Annotated in this window: 14 protein-coding genes; 8 read left to right on the top strand and 6 right to left on the bottom strand. The window is 66.6% G+C overall.

Annotation, left to right across the window (positions count from 1 at the left end):
* Positions 1-228 precede the first annotated feature (228 nt).
* The 3 genes from ACZ4M3_RS29655 (at position 229) to ACZ4M3_RS29665 (ending at position 8,481) form a co-directional block, all read left to right on the top strand.
* On the top strand, positions 229-7,677 hold the full coding sequence (locus ACZ4M3_RS29655) for a ricin-type beta-trefoil lectin domain protein (RefSeq protein WP_467737790.1): 7,449 nt from the start codon (positions 229-231) through the stop codon (positions 7,675-7,677).
* 14 nt (positions 7,678-7,691) lie between these two features.
* Positions 7,692-8,060 carry a hypothetical protein gene (locus ACZ4M3_RS29660; protein ID WP_467737792.1) on the top strand — a complete coding sequence of 123 codons (369 nt, stop codon included), beginning with the start codon at positions 7,692-7,694 and terminating at the stop codon, positions 8,058-8,060.
* A gap of 211 nt (positions 8,061-8,271) precedes the next feature.
* Positions 8,272-8,481 (top strand): hypothetical protein, encoded by a 210-nt coding sequence (locus ACZ4M3_RS29665; protein WP_467737794.1) that lies wholly within the window; start codon positions 8,272-8,274, stop codon positions 8,479-8,481.
* Between the two features lies 1 nt (position 8,482).
* On the opposite strand, the gene ACZ4M3_RS29670 is transcribed toward ACZ4M3_RS29665, so the two are convergent.
* On the bottom strand, positions 8,483-8,809 hold the full coding sequence (locus tag ACZ4M3_RS29670) for a relaxase domain-containing protein (RefSeq protein WP_467737796.1): 327 nt from the start codon (positions 8,807-8,809) through the stop codon (positions 8,483-8,485).
* Positions 8,810-9,465: 656 nt separating this feature from the next.
* Between ACZ4M3_RS29670 and ACZ4M3_RS29675 the strand changes: the two genes are divergently transcribed.
* Positions 9,466-9,834, top strand: a complete 369-nt coding sequence (locus ACZ4M3_RS29675; RefSeq protein WP_467737798.1) for a hypothetical protein — start codon at positions 9,466-9,468, stop codon at positions 9,832-9,834.
* 37 nt (positions 9,835-9,871) lie between these two features.
* On the opposite strand, the gene ACZ4M3_RS29680 is transcribed toward ACZ4M3_RS29675, so the two are convergent.
* Positions 9,872-10,108 carry a hypothetical protein gene (locus tag ACZ4M3_RS29680; RefSeq protein WP_467737800.1) on the bottom strand — a complete coding sequence of 79 codons (237 nt, stop codon included), beginning with the start codon at positions 10,106-10,108 and terminating at the stop codon, positions 9,872-9,874.
* A gap of 362 nt (positions 10,109-10,470) precedes the next feature.
* A complete protein-coding gene (locus ACZ4M3_RS29685) occupies positions 10,471-10,641 on the bottom strand; it encodes a hypothetical protein (protein WP_467737802.1) in 171 nt (56 codons plus the stop codon).
* 130 nt (positions 10,642-10,771) lie between these two features.
* Here ACZ4M3_RS29685 and ACZ4M3_RS29690 point away from each other — a divergent pair, with 130 nt between their 5' ends.
* Positions 10,772-11,224, top strand: coding sequence for a hypothetical protein (locus tag ACZ4M3_RS29690; protein ID WP_467737804.1), 453 nt, complete (start codon positions 10,772-10,774; stop codon positions 11,222-11,224).
* A gap of 1,602 nt (positions 11,225-12,826) precedes the next feature.
* On the top strand, positions 12,827-13,180 hold the full coding sequence (locus ACZ4M3_RS29695; RefSeq protein ID WP_467737806.1) for a hypothetical protein: 354 nt from the start codon (positions 12,827-12,829) through the stop codon (positions 13,178-13,180).
* A gap of 710 nt (positions 13,181-13,890) precedes the next feature.
* Here ACZ4M3_RS29695 and ACZ4M3_RS29700 read toward each other — a convergent pair.
* Both ACZ4M3_RS29700 and ACZ4M3_RS29705 read right to left on the bottom strand, forming a co-directional pair.
* Positions 13,891-14,016: a hypothetical protein gene (locus ACZ4M3_RS29700; RefSeq protein WP_467737808.1), complete on the bottom strand. Its 126-nt coding sequence runs from the start codon at positions 14,014-14,016 to the stop codon at positions 13,891-13,893.
* A 102-nt stretch (positions 14,017-14,118) separates the two neighbouring features.
* A complete protein-coding gene (locus ACZ4M3_RS29705; protein WP_467737810.1) occupies positions 14,119-14,787 on the bottom strand; it encodes a high-potential iron-sulfur protein in 669 nt (222 codons plus the stop codon).
* 242 nt (positions 14,788-15,029) lie between these two features.
* On the opposite strand from ACZ4M3_RS29705, the gene ACZ4M3_RS29710 reads away from it, so the two are divergent.
* A complete protein-coding gene (locus ACZ4M3_RS29710; RefSeq protein ID WP_467737812.1) occupies positions 15,030-15,704 on the top strand; it encodes a hypothetical protein in 675 nt (224 codons plus the stop codon).
* A 51-nt stretch (positions 15,705-15,755) separates the two neighbouring features.
* Here the strand turns inward: ACZ4M3_RS29710 and ACZ4M3_RS29715 are convergent, their stop codons facing one another.
* Positions 15,756-16,022, bottom strand: a complete 267-nt coding sequence (locus tag ACZ4M3_RS29715; RefSeq protein ID WP_467737814.1) for a hypothetical protein — start codon at positions 16,020-16,022, stop codon at positions 15,756-15,758.
* Between the two features lie 128 nt (positions 16,023-16,150).
* Here ACZ4M3_RS29715 and ACZ4M3_RS29720 point away from each other — a divergent pair, with 128 nt between their 5' ends.
* Positions 16,151-16,630 (top strand): hypothetical protein, encoded by a 480-nt coding sequence (locus ACZ4M3_RS29720; protein ID WP_467737816.1) that lies wholly within the window; start codon positions 16,151-16,153, stop codon positions 16,628-16,630.
* Positions 16,631-16,861 lie beyond the last annotated feature (231 nt).

A 16,861-nucleotide genomic window follows, 5' to 3' on the forward strand; every position in this document is an offset into this window, starting at 1 on the left:
CATGAACTATGCAGGGCGCGAGGTCACCCCGTCCCGCACCCCACAACCAGCCCGATAAGTCATTGGTTGTCCGCTTAATGCAAATGTATCCCTCCTGTAAGGTGATTAAGGCCACATCTGATATCGAGTCATGGATTTCAGGAAACGGAAGCCGCAGAATCGGCTGGTTAATTGCCAGATTCCTGCCCACGCGCATCTCACATCGTGGGCAGAGCGTGGGGGGTCTACATGTCGCCGTTCTCGGCGCATAATTTCCGCCTGCTCGGAAACAGAAAGGCGCGTGCGAGACGCACGCGCTTCTCCGGGCGTACTGGTGTCACGTTGTCCGTGGCGCTGGTGGCGACGCTACTTCCCGCCCAAGCATGGGCGGCATCCCCTGGAGACCGCAGTGGCGTACAGCTGCCGGGTCTTCAGCAGGACATCAAGGCCAAGCTTGACCAGGTCGAGGCGGCCAAGCTGGAGGGCTGGGCGGGTGCTCCGGTTCAATCGCCGCCTGAATACGAACCGTCGAAGGTGGCGCCGCCGGTTGGTGGCACCGAGCCCGTTACGCTGACGGGTGAGCAGCTGGTGCAGGCAGGCACTTTGCCGGTCAGTATCGGCAAGGCCTCGCCGACTCCTGATAACCCGGCTCCGCCGACGCCTTCGGGTACCTGGTCGGTTTCGGTAGAGACGCGCACCAAGACGGAGGCGTCCAATGTCGACGGCGCCCTCATCAAGGTGACGCCGCCAGCTGAGGGCTCGACGCCGGTCGACGTGCAGCTGGACTACAAGAAGTTCAAGGACCTCTACGGCACCGAGTGGGCCACCCGCCTCAAGCTCAAGCAGCTTCCCGAGTGCTTCCTGACCACCCCGGATCTCCCGGAATGCTCGGTGTCCAAGGACGTCCCGAGCACGAACAACCCGGCGACGGGTACCGTCCGGGCGACCATCGACCCTGCCACCGCCCCCAGCCAGGGCATGCGCACCATGGTCGGCGGCAGCGGCGGACCGACGGTCCTGGCAGCGTCCGACGGAGCCTCCGGCGCAGGTGGTACGTACACCGCGACGCCCTTGGCTCCCTCCGGAAGCTGGAGTGCCGGCGGCAGCGGCGGCGGCTTCTCATGGAGCTACCCGCTGACGATGCCTCCCGCGCCGGCGGGACCGGCTCCGACGATCGCGTTCTCGTATGCGTCGCAGGCTGTCGACGGCAAGACATCCGTCGCCAACGGTCAGGCGTCCTGGATCGGTGACGGCTGGGGTTACGAGCCCGGGTTCATCGAGCGCCGCTACCGTTCCTGCTCCCAGGACCGGAAGGCCTCGCCGAGCGCCCCGAACAACGACAACGCCACCGACAAGAAGAAGAGCGATCTGTGCTGGGCCGGCGACAGCGTGGTCATGTCTCTCGGCGGCAGCACGACCGAGCTGGTCCACGACGCCGCATCCGGGCAGTGGATCCCTGCCAGTGACGACGGCGCGCGCGTAGAGCGGAAAACGGACGCCACCGTCGCCAACGGAGCCAAAGATGGCGAGTACTGGCTCGTCACCACCCGCGACGGGACACGCTACTTCTTCGGACGCCACGACGTGGATGGCGCCGGCAGCAGAGCGGCCACCAATTCGGTCTTCACCGTCCCCGTCTTCGGCAACCACCCGGGCGAACCCTGCCACCAGGCCGCCTTCGCGGATTCCTCCTGCACGCAGGCCTGGCGCTGGAACCTGGACTACGTCGAGGACGTGAACGGCAACGCCATGGTCATCGACTGGGCCAAGGAGACCAACTACTACGCCAAGAACGAGAAGACGTCGGCGAAGGTCTCCTACGACCGCGGTGGGTACCCCACCCAGATCAGCTACGGTCTGCGCAGCGACAACCTCTCCGGCCCTCCGGCCGCGAAGGTCGAGTTCACCGTCGCCGAACGCTGCATCAAGGAGGGCACCACTCAGTGCTCCGATGCTGAGTTCGAGGGCAACAATTACGGGGACAAACAGCCCTGGTGGGACACGCCCTCCACGCTGCACTGCAAGGCGACCGCCAAGGACTGCTACGTATCCTCCCCGACCTTCTGGACGCGTAAGCGACTGACCTCCGTCACCACCAAGGCGCAGCGCACCCAGGGCTCTACAGACCTGTCCCTCGTCGACCGCTGGAACCTGGCGCAGTCGTTCCCGAAGCAGCGCACCGACACGCACCCGCCGCTGTGGCTGGAATCCATCACCCGCACCGGTTACGGGACGACGAAGGACGCTGCGGGCAACCAGCAGAGCACCACGCTGCCCCCGGTCTCCTTCCTACCCAATGTCCAGGACATGCCCAACCGGATCGCTTCCGGACCCAGCGACGCCACTCCCGACTTCGATCGTCTCCGTGTGGAAACCATCCGCAACGAGACCGGTGGCGAGACAGTCGTCGACTACTCCGCGCCCTGCCCGGTGGGCGGCACCCATCCGAAGCCCGACGAGAACACCTCCCGCTGCTTCCCGGTGCACTGGTCCCCTGACGGCGATCTCGAGAACCCCCCGTTGGAGTGGTTCAACAAGTACGTCGTCGACAAGGTCACGGAGAAGGACCGGGTTGCCCGGCAGCCCGACGTGACCACGAGCTACACCTACGAGGGCGACGCCGCCTGGGCCAAGGACGACGACGAGTTCTCCAAGCCCGAAATGCGCACCTACAACCAATGGCGTGGCTATCCCAGCGTCGTCGTGAGTACGGGCGTTACCGCCAATGCGGGCAAGCCCGAGGCCACCGAGCAGTCCCAGACCCGCACACGCTTCTTCCGCGGCATGTCCGGCGACGCCGGCCGTCCCAAGATCACGATCAAGGACTCCACCGGCGCAGAGGACCTCGGCGAGGACCTGCCCCAGCTCCAAGGTCTCGCCGCGGAGACGATCACATACCTGCAGGCAGGCGGTCCCGTCGCCTCCCGTGAGCTGACATGGCCGTGGAGCCAGAAAACCGCGTCAAGGACCCGGGACGGAACCACACCACTGGAGGCATTCCGCTCCGGAACGCTGCGCACCGACTCGATCACACCGATCAGCGGCGGCAAGACCCGAGTAGTGCGATCCCGGAACACCTACGGCAGCACCTACGGCCTGCTCGAGACGACGCAGGTCGAGGCCCTCACCTCAAACGGTTCGGGCTGGGACACGACCGAGTCCAGCTGCACGGTCACCACCTACGTCCACAACGCCGACAAGAATCTGATCGGACTCGCACAGCGAGTGCGGACCACGGCCGGTGACTGCACCAAAACCGCCACCGGCGCCGTCTTCTCCGACGCGCGCACCTCGTACGACGCCCTGAACGCATTCGGTACGGCGCCCACCAAGGGCCTTCCTGTCCAAGTCGACACCAACGACGGGGCCGGCACCGGCTGGATCACCACCAGCCGCACCGAGTACGACGCACTCGGCCGCCGCACCAAGGAACTCGACGCGGCAGGCAACGCCACGACGACGAGCTACAGCCCGCCGACAGGCCCCGCTTTCAGTGCCACCGCCACGAATCCCCTCGGCCACACGGGAACCTCGAAGGTCGACCCGGGCCGCGGCAGTGCCCTGGAAGTGGCAGACGCCAACAACCGCAAGGTAATCCGGACATACGACAACCTCGGACGCGTCACCCAGGTCTGGACCGCCTCCCAGGACCCGGCCAGGGACAAGGCCGCATACAAGTTCGCCTACCAGATCTCCGAACACGAAGCCCCCGTCGTCACCAGCAGCGCGCTGCGAGACAACGGAACGTACGAGTCCACCCTCGCCATCTACGACGGCCTGCTGCGCCCACGCCAGACTCAGAAGGAAGCCCTCGGAGGCGGCCGCATCGTCGGCGACACCCTCTACAACGCCAACGGAGCGGTACGACGCACCAACAACAGCTACTACGCGGAGGGCGACCCTCAAGGAAAGATCTTCGTCCCCGAATCGAACTTCCAGATCCCGAACTCGACCGCCACGGCGTACGACGGCCTCGGGCGAGCCCTGCGCTCCACCACCATCTACGGCGACCCCTCGATACCCGCGACTGCCACCGTCAACGAGTACGCCGCTGACTGGACACTCACCCGAACAGGAATGTCCGCCGACGCCGTACCAGCCCCTCTGCCCGGCAGCAGCGCCGTCAAGACCACAACCGACTCATTCGGCCGGACAACGCTGCTTCAGCGCGCCGTAACCCTCACCAGCCCTATGACCTGGAGGGACACCAAGTACGAATACGACGTACGCGGCAAGCTGGCCAAGGTCACAGATCCCGCAGGAAACAACTGGACGTACGCCTACGACGCCCGCGGCCGTCAGATAGGGTCCACTGACCCCGACGCGGGCCCCAGCTCAGCCGGGTTCGATAACCTCGACCGCCAAGTCTGGACGAAGGATTCCAGTGGCCGCACGCAGTACAGCGTGCTCGACGCCCTGGGCCGTGTGACCGAGCTTCGGGACAACGCTGCCGACGGTCCGCTCGTTGCCTCGTGGACTTTCGACTCCCTGCCTGGTGCCAAGGGCCAGCCCGTCGCCTCTACCCGCTACGAGGGCGGGGCTGCCTACAGCAGTGAAGTCACCGGATACGACGCCGAGTACCGGCCGATCGGATCGAAGATCACGATCCCGGACGTCCCGGCGGCCAAGGGCCTGGCCGGCACGTACGCCTACAGCACCACCTACACCCCGACGGGCAAGGTCCAGTCGACCACCCTCCCCGCCACGCCAGGCGGCCTTGCGGCGGAGAAACTGGTCACCCGCTACAACTCCGACGGCATGCCGCAGAGCATCTCGGGCCTCGCCTGGTACACCGCCGACGTCAAGTACAGCCCCTTCGGCGAGGTCCTGCGCACCGCTTCGGGGAACGCCCCGAACAGGGTGTGGACCACCACGCAGTACAACCCGAACACCGGGCACGTCACCCACCAGATCAGCGACCGCGAAACGGGACCGAACCGGATCAGTGACGTCTCCTACGGCTACGACCCGGCCGGCAACGTCACCTCCATCACCGACTCCCAGCCCGGCGGCCGGGAGGACCGCCAGTGCTTCTCCTTCGACCCGATGGGCCAGCTCACCAAAGCCTGGACGGGCAAGACCGCAGCCTGCGCCGGCCCCACCCTGTCGGACGTCACTGCGGGTCCGGACGGTGACGGCTTCTGGCAGGAATACCAGTTCGACACGATCGGCAACCGCACCAAGCTGATCAACCACGACCTCACCAACTCGGCCCAGGACGACGAGAGCACCTACACCTACGGCGTCACCATCAACGGCGGCGCTCAGCCCCCGGTGAAGACCCAGCCCCACGCCCTGGCCAAGGCCGAGAAGACCACCCGCAACCCAGGCTCCACGGTCACCTCGCTCACCGACTACACCTACGACGCATCCGGCAACACCAAGACCCGGCGCATCGACGGCGACACCCAGACCCTGAACTGGGACCGCCGTAACAAGCTCACCTCCGCCACCAGCCCCGGCATCGGCGCGGTCGCCGTCACCGGAGCTTCCGGTAAGTGCATGGACGTCGAATGGGGAGGCACTGCCGACGGAACGCCCGTCCAGATCTACCGCTGCAACGAAACCAAACCCCAGCAGTGGCGCCTGACCGGTGACACCGTCCGCGCACTCGACAAATGCCTCACCACCAGCGGCACCAAGCTCGTCCTCGCTACCTGCGACGGCAGCGACAAGCAGAAGTTCGTCTACCGCGCCGGCGACAAGTCGCTGAACAACCCGGCCACCAACCAGTGCGTCGACGTTCCCAACAACGCCGCCGACGGCAGCGACCTCCAACTGTGGTCCTGCAACTCCACCGGCCCACAGCAGTTCAGCTTCGACAACACCACCACCTACATCTACGACGCCTCCGGCAACCGCCTCATCGAAGAGACCGGCAGCAGCCGCACCCTCTCCCTCGGCGACACCGAGATCACGGTGAACAAGGCCGGCCAAGCCCTCGACGCCGTCCGCTACTACACCGGCCCCAACGCCACCACCGTCCGCCGCACCGAAGGCAGGACCACCAACCACCAACTCAACATCCAACTCGCCGACCACCACGGCACCGCCACCACCACCATTGACCTCGCAACGGGCCAGAACATCACCCGCCGCAAGTCCGACCCGTACGGCAACCCCCGCGGCGCCCAGCCCGGCAACTGGCCCGGTAACCGAGGATTCCTCGGCAGCGGTGTCGACGACACCAACACGGGACTGACCCACATCGGCGCTCGTGAATACGAGCCCGCCACGGGACGCTTCATTTCAGTGGACCCCCTCATCAACATTGCAGACCCGCTGCAGATGAACGGGTACACATACGCCAATGGCAACCCCATCAACCAAACCGATCCGTCCGGACTCTGCAGCGGCCACGACCCGGACGCAAGCTGCAGTGCGTATGTGCCGGGCAAGCTGTACGTCCTGCCGGACAACCCGGGACGGCCACAGAGCGCTGGCGTCACTTACGTCCGCACCCCATGGAATGCCTACTTGTTCTCCGGGCCCGCCCGCGCCTCGGGGCCTGTCGTCGTGAAGAAGAGCGGCAAATCAGTCGTTATACACAACGTCTACGTACCCACTCACGACGAACTGATAGCACAACACAAGTGGGCCAGCCCTGAACACACCTGGGGCCAGGACCTCCAAACGTGGACGCGTATGCAGTGTGCCCCACCATCCATGACCCACGACAAGGCCGCGTTCTGCGATACGGCAGGTCAGATGGGGTTGATGGGAACTACCGAAGAGGCCGACCCACTCGAACTGGTTGGGCTCCGCAGCGCATACGACTGCGCTGTCGAAGGCGACGGCGGAGCCTGCAAGGACGCCGCCGAAGAGGCAGCTATCGATGCGGGAATCACCCTGCTGTCGATTGGTATTGGGAAGGCAGCCAAGGTCGGCTTCAAAATCCTCAAGCAAGGATTGAAGAAGGGAGACGCCAGAGCCATCGAGTGCCTTACCGAAGCAGCCGCCAACAGCTTCCTTGCCGGCACTCTAGTAAAGCTGGCGAATGGCGACAGCAAGAAGATCGAAGACCTCGAAAATGGAGACGAGGTACTTGCCACAAACCCCGAAACCGGCGAAACAAGCGCACAACCGGTAGTCGCCTCCATCATCACGGACACAGACAAGCAATATGTTGAACTGACACTGGAGTCCGCTGGTACGCAATCCTCTCTCGTGTCCACTGCGCACCACCCATTCTGGTCGGAATCGACTGCGTCATGGGTGGATGCCGACAGTCTTGGTTCCGGGGCGACCCTCCACACCAGTGAGGGTTCCACGGTCAACGTGGTAGCCAACCGCTGGTTTGAGGCGCGCCAGCGAACCTACAATCTCACCGTCGCCGGGCTGCACACGTACTATGTACTCGCCGGTGATACGCCCATACTGGTCCACAATTCAAATTGTGAACATGACGTTCCCGGACTGCCGCGGAATAAGTCGAAGATCACTGATGGACCCGGCGACTGTAAAGAGTGTGCCGAGAAGATCCGCGACAGCCTCGGAGGAGGCGATATTCATAGGTTTGAGCCAACGCCATACCCCAACTTCGGCCCCTATCAAGGGCAGCCTCAGTCATGGAGCCATCACTATGCGGTAGTGAAGGATGGTCGGGTCTACGATGCCTTCACTCCAAGAGGTGGCGTAACAGTCGATGAGTATAAGGGGATGTGGGAGTACGGTGACGACATCAATTTCGGCTTTTAGGCTAAGGTGCCCTCATGATCTCCAATGACTTCCTTACAAGCGTTGAGGCCAGGCCCGAACGCTTTGGCCTGGACGGCTCATATCGGTCGATGACGGCATTCCTGATCGGCTTCGATCTCGGTAACAGTGGCGGCATCTTGAGGGGATTCAACGAATGGCTAGTGGTGAAACTTGGCCACGCGACCAGCCTCGGCTGGAGCTCCCTGGTTCTGCAGATAGAATTCCCTAGTGGGGACGTTCGAACCGCCGATAGATTGAGCTCATCGCAGGAGCGCCGAGCTGTTGATCGCCTTTTTTCTCTGCTTTCGGAATTTGCTGCTGTTCGCGAATCTCCGATGGCTCTGGCCGAGCTCTATTCCAGATATTCGGCCTTGATGCAATAGGTGAATGACTCACGCGGCGGCCCCACCGAAGTTTCTTTTCGGTGGGGCCGTTGGGGCGTGCGACGGCAACGTCAGCGGACGTTGGACCGTCCGGAGCGCCGCAGCCCTTCCTGGGCCGCTCAATTCATCAGTGCCGCGACGGCCCTCGCGTCCTCGGAGTCGAACACGACAGCGGTGCTGGTGTTGACGTCCAGGACTTCGTGCACCGAAGTTGCTTCGACAGGGTTTTGCATCTCGTCAACTTCGACGACTACCTGACGCGGGCAAACCCGGGCTGATCGGTGAACCATTCGCTCCGCAAGAGCCTTGGCGATATGTGGAGGCTCGAAGTTTGGTTGACGAGGACGGGCACCAAATTTCTGAGTGGTCGACGACCATCTCTGAGGTGCGGCGGTTCCGTGAGTCCATCGGGGGCCAGTAGCTCAGGCGCCATGCAAATCTGAAGCCCCGTCAAGGCAGTGCCTTGGCGGGGCTTCGGTGTGCCGCCCGTCCCGGATCGGCTTGCACTGCTTGCCGCCACTCTTCCATCGGGTCTGCACGACCGCGTCCTCGAGCCAGGCCAGCGTCTTGTCCCGGGCGATGTCCCGGCACAGCTCCAGCACCAGGCGGGTCTCGTCGTCCCCGAGCGCCCACGCGATGTGCACCGTCGACGGAGCCCGGAACACCAGCTCCATGGTGAGCCAGGGCTTCCGCTCCTTGGCTGTTTCCGTCCCGGGCGACCGGTTGTGCTCGATGAGCCTGCCCAGCATGGTCGCCCGTCGGGCCTGCGCCGGGCTCCTTGCCCCGCGCCAGGAGTACGCGCTCGATCCGGTCGGCTTCCGGGTGCCGACCTTCCCCGAGGAGGAGTTCGGCCTGCCGCTCGGTCACAACGTCCCCAGCCACAAGGCCTACCGCGGCCAAGCCCCGGCTCATCCAGACCCCGGCCGGGACGCCGGCCTCGTCCTGGGTCGCGCGCAGCGGCCTCCCCGCAGGACGTCGAGTTCCTGCAAGGAGAAAATACGATTCACCTTTCCTTTTCCCTTGCAGCCTGCTTCGACGCCGAGGTCACCCCCGCCCTGCACGCCCTCAAGCGCATGGAGGAGGCCGGTTGATGCTGGAGGAGGTGGTGGTTGGTCTGGCGGCGGCTGACTGGCCTGGTGTCTTGTGGGTTTACTGCGGGGGCGGATCGGCGGTTTCCGGGGGTGAATTGGGGTGTGTGAGCTGGTGTTTTCGGTTCTGCGTTGAGTGTGGCCGGGTCTGTTGTGGATGGTTCTAGCGTGTAATGGCTCGGCTGGCGTTTGTGCTGGTCAGAGCCACGCGACCGCGAGCGGCTCGGGCTGCCCCCGGTCCTGGACAACGTGATCGTTTTGCACGGGATGCGATGGCCGAACGAGATCCGGGACCCCGGCCAGGTAGAGGTCCGGACGTGGAGGTCTCCGACGAGGAGATCGACGCAGCGGTCGCTCTCGCGGACACCCTGTCCGGCCGGGACATCAGCGAGATGCTCGACGAGTATCGCGAGGCACTGGAGAAGCTGATCGAGGCCAAGGCCGCCGGGACCCGCCCCGAGCCGGTCGAGGCTCCCCATCCGGTATTGGCGGAGGTCGTGGACCTGATGGCCATGCTGGAGAAATCCGTGAGCGAAGCCAAAGCCTCCCGTAGCGACGGGGCCGATGCCACCGTCCACAGCCTGCCCGCCGCGAAGAAGACCACCAAAAAGACTGCCACGAGGGAGGTGGCCGGCAAGGAGGCTCCGGCGAAGAAGAGCGCCGGCCGCAAACCCCGCAGCGCCTGAGCCAGGCAGGTCCCGTCGTGTCCGGCAGTGTGCGGTCTCAGGGGAGCCAGGAGATGTTGTAGTCGTCGGCGCTACGGTTCGCCGGGTTCTCGGGGTCTCCGGTGTCGCAGGGGAGAGGGCGGCTGCTGCCGAGCGGCCGGTGGGTGGCGAGCAGGGCGAGGATCCTTGGCCAGGTGCCGTCGGTGTTCCACAGGCGTAGGCGTTCGGCGCAGCGGTGCCAGGGTCCGTAGCAGGTGGGCAGGTCGTGCAGCGGCGGCCGCCATGCTGCTGCCACGGGATGTTGTTGACGATGGCCCGGTAGTCGGCGCCGCCGGGCATGCGGTGGGGCAGGAAGGTGCGGATGGCGTCCCATTCCTAGTTGTTGAGGTCGTCGGCTGCGTCGTTCATGCCGCTATAACGTTTTTCCCGTCTGCCGGGCACGTTCCTGGCTGTACCGGTGTGACTGCTGCTGGACGGGTAGGTGCGGAGCCGGTTCTGCTGCGGCTCGTTGAAGTGGCGGGGATGCACAGCCCACTCCGGGCGCCCCGAGCTTCCGGGGCGGGGGGCCCACCTGCCGGGCCTGGCTTGGAGGCCGGGTCACCGCGCGGCGGTGTCAGCTGCCGCGCGCGGGCAGACCGCAAGGCCGTCCTGTTGGGCTTACAGCAGTCCCAGTGTGTCGGCGAGCCAGTGTCCGAGTTCGTTGCTGCCGAAGAAGAGCGGGAGGGTGATTCCTGGGACACGGAGCAGGGTGGTGATGGTGCCCACCCAGGCGAGCGGGCCGGCCGGCGCGAGGGTCACCCGTCCGAAGGCGGCCGGCGCATCCCCCACCCTTTGATCCCCGCCAGGCCCCGAGAGCGGCGGACGCAATTCCCCGTACGGGGCCGGTACCCCGAAACACCTCAAAGCGGCCTGGTTTCCCCGATACGCTGCCCTGCACCGGCAACCCGAGGAGCACGCCTTGACCCGACTTCGGCACCTTCTGACCGCCTCCACCGTGGTGGCCGCGTCCCTGCTCACCGCCGTCCTGGCCACGGCGCCGGCCGAAGCAGCCGGAAAGTCCTGGGGCAAGCTCTATGCCCGCGACGACTCCGGCAAGCTCGCCCGCGCCTACGGGGACTTCGCCAACAATGGCGGCGTCTACGCCACCGTCGGCGCCAACTGGGACGACCTGCGCCGCAGCGACCACAACCCCGTCTACGTCGAAGCGGAGTTCTTCTTCCTCAAGAACGGGAAGTGGGAGAGCGCGGGGACGACCCAGACCCCGCGCACCGACACCTCCGCCAGCGGCTCCATGTCGCGCAAGCTGCGCCACGACGCATACGCCGCACGCGCGGTCATCAAGGTGTGTGTCGACCGGGCGCACTGGTCCGACATCTGCTCGCCCCAAGCGGTCGTCTCGTTCAGTTACTGATGCTCAGGGGATGACGGCGTTCGCGTCAGTGCCGCGCAGTCGTTGCAGCCGGTGCCGCAGGGGCCCCACGCCCGAGATGACGCCCGACGAACTCTCCACCCTGAATACATGCGCGCCACCGGCGAGTACCCGCCCCACTCCTAGCGGGCCCTTGGCGCGTGGCGCCTGGAGGGGCGGGGCGTGCCGCCGTGTGGCCATGGCATGCGCGGGGGACGCCGGGCCGCAGCACGCGTGGGGCGCTCGACTAGCACGGCGGTATCTGAACGTGCCACAGCCTGGACGAATACGACCGGGAGTCGGCGAACGTGGCGGACCTGGAAGACGGCGTCCACTCTTTGTGGTGAGCCGCTCGTAGAACCAAGCGCCGGTGACGGCAGGTCAGCGCCCGGTCGACTCGACCCGGTTCGGCCGCCGGCCCGGGGAGCCGGGGCACCGCGGGCTCTTCGGGCATCGTGCCGGTGCGCCGCTCGCCTCGGCGGCGAGGCGGGTCCAGCGGGCGGCTGTCGGCGGCGCAAAGGGAGTTGCGGGGCGCGGTCCGGCGCCTAGAGCGCGACGTTCGGTCAAGGGCGCCCACCCACCCGCGTCAGCTCTCTCAAGCCAGTGTTTGAGGCGTTCCAGGAGTAGTTCGTCATCGCCTCCGAAGCGGTCGAAGCCGCCTTCCTCCCAGGCCACGATCACCGTCGGTTGGCCCGTTGTGTGGGTGTCTGTCTTGAGAGCTCGAACTCTGCGCCACTGGCCCTCGTAGCCGATCACATCGCCGCGGCCCAGGAGGGCGGCTGGCTTGGTCGGCACGCTCATGACGCTGACCCTGGGACCCGGGCCACCCTCACTGCATTGGGAGGGTGTGGGGGTGGATGCCTGCTGGGTGGATCGTCTTGTGTATGGCTCGGAGCCGGATGAGCCGGTCCGCGGGCCGAAACCAGGGAATGCCTGTGTCGAGCTGGTGGGTGGCTCCTTGGACGGCTTGCTGTTGGACGTCACGAGGTGGGAGCCGCAGGAGGTTGTGGACGGGGCGATGTTGATGTCGGAACACGGCCAGTTCGGGCCGTCCGGCCGGTCCGACTACGAGCCGGCTGAGGCGGACCCCGGCGCGGGCGGTGTCGGCCGGTTCGTGTGGCGGGGCCACGTTCCGTAGGCGGCCGGTGGCCGCACCGGTGCAGGGGTGCGGCTGGTTGGGGTGCGGGTGGCCCGCGCCGCTATGGCGTGCGCGGGTGAGGCCCGGCGCCGGGTGTCTCCCGCGGGCAGTACCGCCGGGCCGCCTCTGTCGTGTCGCTCCGTCAGAGCCTGTCTTTGAACCCTCGCTGTCCGCCTGGAGGGCACGCGTCGAGGCGCAGATGGGGGTTCAAAGGCAGGCTCTGGAAGTGGGGGTTAGGGCACAGGGGAGTTGCATGCACCATGACTCAGGGCCGCGCGGAGTCCCGGTCTGGGCGCTTCGGATACGCGCGGCGGTCGATTCCTGGGCTGGTGGTCTCTCGCTCGCGCCGGTTCCTGCCAAGCCGGAACACATACTTGACATGCTCCCGACATGATCTTAGCGCACGGGATGGTTGGCTATTCGAACGTCTACCCGCAGGGTGCGGGTAGCGGAGCCGAGGAGTCCGCATGCAACTCGTCCACAAGCTGGTAACTGGAGTAATGGCGGCTGGCCTCGCCATCACCGGCTTCGCCGCCGCAGCCCCGGCCAACGCCTTGGTCGTGAACTCCACGTGCAACCTGTCGAACGTCGTTACGGTCAACTCCGCCAGCGGCAACTACTGCTACGTCTGGGACGGTAACTCCGCCAGCGGCTACGTGGGCGGGATGAACATCAGGACTTCCACGTATGCATGCTCTCGTGGCAATTACATGGGATATGTGACGGACGCTGCTGGCCGCTCGTACTCCTTCGCCCGGGGACAGTGCAGCCCTTACACCGGAGGGGCGACACTGGTCTCGATCACCTTCCTCGGTAACTGAGCCAGCAACAGCCCGAAATCTGTGCGCGGGCTAGGGCAGTGCGCCCGCAGCAGAACCCGTCCGCGCGTGACGCATCGCAGCGCCTCCGGGTGCGCTCGGTGGTCGTCAGCTGATCCATCCGCAGAACGTCCCGTGACCGCAGCGGTGATCGCTCGTCCGACACGCACGCCGGCCTTGCGCGTGATCGTGCGCAAGGCCGGCGTGCGTGTCGGCTGCTCTGGTTCCGGCACCGCGGCCTCAACGGCCCGGCGGACACCTCCTAACGGCCGGCTGAGGGGTCGGCCGCACCGTCCCCCTGCGCCCGAAGGCGGGCCGCCTGGTCGCTGAGCACCTGGTCGCCATCGGCCCCGGACGAGAAATTCGGTGAGAGCAGTGCCTCCGCCGGCGCACACCAGTACCGCACGCTCGATCTCCGGTGCCTCCCCCTGTCGGCGGAGCACACCTGGAGCACTATCCACCTGGACGGCGCATTCGGACGCAAAAACGATGCCCTCGTCAAGGGAAGCGCGGCCCCCGCGACTACGGAACGTGGCGCGGCTATAAAAGACGTCACATCCCAGCTGCACTCATCACCCGGGCTCCACAGCGCCCATGGTGCAGAGCCCGAGGGTGATATCCGTCGGCCCGGAATCCCTCGGACCAGCGAGCCCAGGTGCGCGTGTCCTCATACGTGGGAGGAACGTTGTCCCGAACGATCACCCGCGGCAGGATCACCGCCGCTGCTCTGGTTCCTCATGCTGGCTGTACAGGGCGGCCCAGGTGTAGAGCGGCGCGTCGTCCGCGCCGCTCTCGCGGGCAGCGTTGGGGCCCGGCTCGTGCTCGCCGCGCTGGGGCACGGCGAGACCACATCGGGCAGTCATTTCCCGGCCAGCCGGTGGCGTACTTCACCAGCTCCGTCCAGGTGCGTCCCGGGTGACGCTTGGCGGGGCAGGGTCTTGTTATGCCGCTTTCGTGAACGCGCTGCACCAGCCGCGGGCTGCGACCTGGTTTTCCGGGAAGGCCAGGCACGGGCCGGATGAGGATCTCGGCGTGCCCTGATACAGCGTGCACACGGCGTAGGATGAGCCGGTCTGGTACTTCGGGTACTTGGCTCGGTCCGCCGCCGACGCGTCGGCTTCCGGACCACCCGGTGGAGGGCGGCGCGTAGACGTCGCCGGTCGTGGCACCCGGACCCGCCTGGGCCACCCCGGCGCCCGCCGCCGCCCCCGCGCCTGCCCCCGCTGCTTCCGGCGCCGCAGCGCTGGCGGCCCGGGACGAGCCAGCCGCGCGCAAGGGCGGCTCCGGTGACCCGTGGGGCGCCCCTGCGGCGGGCCGTGTACCCGGACCCGCCGCTCCGGCTCCGGGCCCGACCCCCGCTCCCGCTGCTGCGCCGGTGGGGGAGGCCGCTGACCCGTGGGCGCCAGCCGCCAGCGTGGACGCGAAGCGCTCCTGAGGCCTGCTGACCGAGGGGTTGAACGTGCCCAGGGACCTGGACCTCGGCGACCGGGCGAAGGCGCTGGAACAGCTCGGCGTGAACCGGTCCGCGCACGCTGCGATCGTCGCCGTCGGCAAGGACGCCCTGCCCGAGACGCAGAGACGACATCGTGCGCGGCGAATAGACGGAGCACCGGAGGCGGCCGTCTGGTCGGCGAGCACCTGGCGGCTGCCGACCCTGGACCCTCAGGGAGGGCGCCTGTCTCGCCGGGCGTGGGACGCTGCGAGGGGGAGGCCCTCTACGGCCGCGACCATGCGTTTTCCGGACGCTTTCTGACTGATTGTCGCCTTTGGGGGGTTCGGGGTGGCGTGGGCTTCTAGCGTTCGTCCGACGCGGACTCGTTGATCGGGCGCGGGCTGACAGAGGGAGTCGCTGGTGGCTGGTGCGGTGGAGCGGACGGAGCAGGAGCGTCTGCAGCGGGTGCAAAACATTTTGTCCGGGGCGCGGACGCAGGATCGGGTGGGGCGGGCGCTGGCGCAGGACGGCGGGTACGGCAACGTGCTGATCGGGGCGATACTGCACGGCGCCGACCGGGTGCGGCAGGGCTATCAGCCCAGCGACCTGGAGCGGATGATGCTGGATGTCCTGAAGACCGTGGCGCCGGAGGCCGAGGCCCGCGAGTGGGGGCGGGTGTACCGGGAGGCGGTCGCCAAGGGCGCCTCGTCGGTGGTGCCACGGGTGATCACCGACCTGCCTGCCACCCGCGGGTACACGGTCGCGGACTTGCGCCGGGACATGCCGCACCTGGTCCAGGAGGCGGTGGCCTCTCCCAACGTGCAGATCGTGGACCCGTACGCGGCGGCGACAGGGGGAGCCCGAGTACGAGACGTTTCTCGCGGCGATGAAGGAGACCGGGTTCGCCGTCACCGCGTTCTCCCGATCCACCCCGTCGGGGGCCCGGGCGCAGGCCCAGGACGCGTCGGCAGAGGGCCCGGCCGAACCCGCCACGGACACGGGTGCGGCTGCGCCCGCGCCGACGTTCCGGGCGCGCCTGGAACTGGAGAACTTCTTCGTCCACCGCGAGGTGGGCGATCAGTGGTGGAGCAATGACGAGATCTACTGGGTCGCCTCCACCAGCGCCGGCCCGGACACCGGCCGCACCTACGCCTCGATGGAGTTCCAGAACGTCGACAAGGGTAAGACGTTCACCTTCCCCGCCGACAACAACGTCCTGTTCGACGGCCCGTGCAACGGGCTGCTCGCGACGATGATCATGGCCTGGGAGGCCGACCAGAGCACCGCCGAGTGGTGGGAGTCGCTCAAGCAGGCGCTCAGCGACGCGCTCGCCAGCCTCGACCTGCTGATGAACGTCGACAGCTTCGTTGCTGTCCTCCCGAGCTGGGTCGGCGTGGCTTTCGAGATCGCCAAGATCTTCGTTTTCCTCTTCGACGTGTTCCGTAACTACGAGGACATGTCCTGCGCGCGCACCATCGGGATGGATCGCCACGGCAGGACTTCCTGGCACTTCAACGGAGAGGGCCACCACGAACTCAGGGGTGAAGTACACCGGCGACAAGGTCCCCTTCCCCGAAGGAACCGTCGAGTACGCGGTGCGCAGCGCCGAGGGCACCTGGGGCGCCCCCATCACCCTGGGCTGGCAGGGCACCCAGCCGCCGGTGCTGGCCACGTACAAGAACAAGCTGTACGCGATGTTCGTCCGCGCCCAGGACAACGGGGTGATGTGGAGCCGTCTGGAGGGCAAGGCCTGGACCCCGCCCCAGCGGGTCGGAGGCGACGGGACCGTCTTCGCCCCGGCGCTGGCCGCCAATCAAAGCGGGTTGTGCTACGTCGTCACTGTCGTCGTCGTCAACTGTGTAGGCGGCCACGTTGAGCGTCCCTCGTCCGCGTGCCTGAACCCGGACGCGGTACCAGCCCTCGCCGACGGTCGCGAAGTTCCCAGCCTCATCCTCCACATCACCACCCCACCGGAACAGTCGCAGGCTTCCGCTTGTGCTGTAGATACTCACGTCAACTGAGGTCTCCCACTCCAGCGCCGACGGAGGAGGTTCCTCTGCGCACTGCTCGGTAGTGAGGCGGATCCAGCCGGTGTGCGTGCCAGCGAACACCGTGAGGTGTTCCGGGCCTCCAGCCGCCAGGCTGTTGCCCTCAAAGATCCGCCCGACCGTGTCGGCGTCGTCATAAACAGTAGGGAAGTCGTCGCCCTGCAAGTAGTACTGGCAGTACGACACAAACATGCGATCCGAAGT

The sequence above is a fragment of the Streptomyces sp. NPDC026522 genome (assembly GCF_055567555.1).

Bases quoted from the DNA above. Each gene is read 5' to 3' on its own strand.
- ACZ4M3_RS29655 (WP_467737790.1), top strand. From the start codon at position 229: ATGTCGCCGTTCTCGGCGCATAATTTCCGCCTGCTCGGAAACAGAAAG.
- ACZ4M3_RS29660 (WP_467737792.1), top strand. From the start codon at position 7,692: ATGATCTCCAATGACTTCCTTACAAGCGTTGAGGCCAGGCCCGAACGC.
- ACZ4M3_RS29670 (WP_467737796.1), bottom strand. From the start codon at position 8,809: ATGCTGGGCAGGCTCATCGAGCACAACCGGTCGCCCGGGACGGAAACA.
- ACZ4M3_RS29695 (WP_467737806.1), top strand. From the start codon at position 12,827: ATGCAACTCGTCCACAAGCTGGTAACTGGAGTAATGGCGGCTGGCCTC.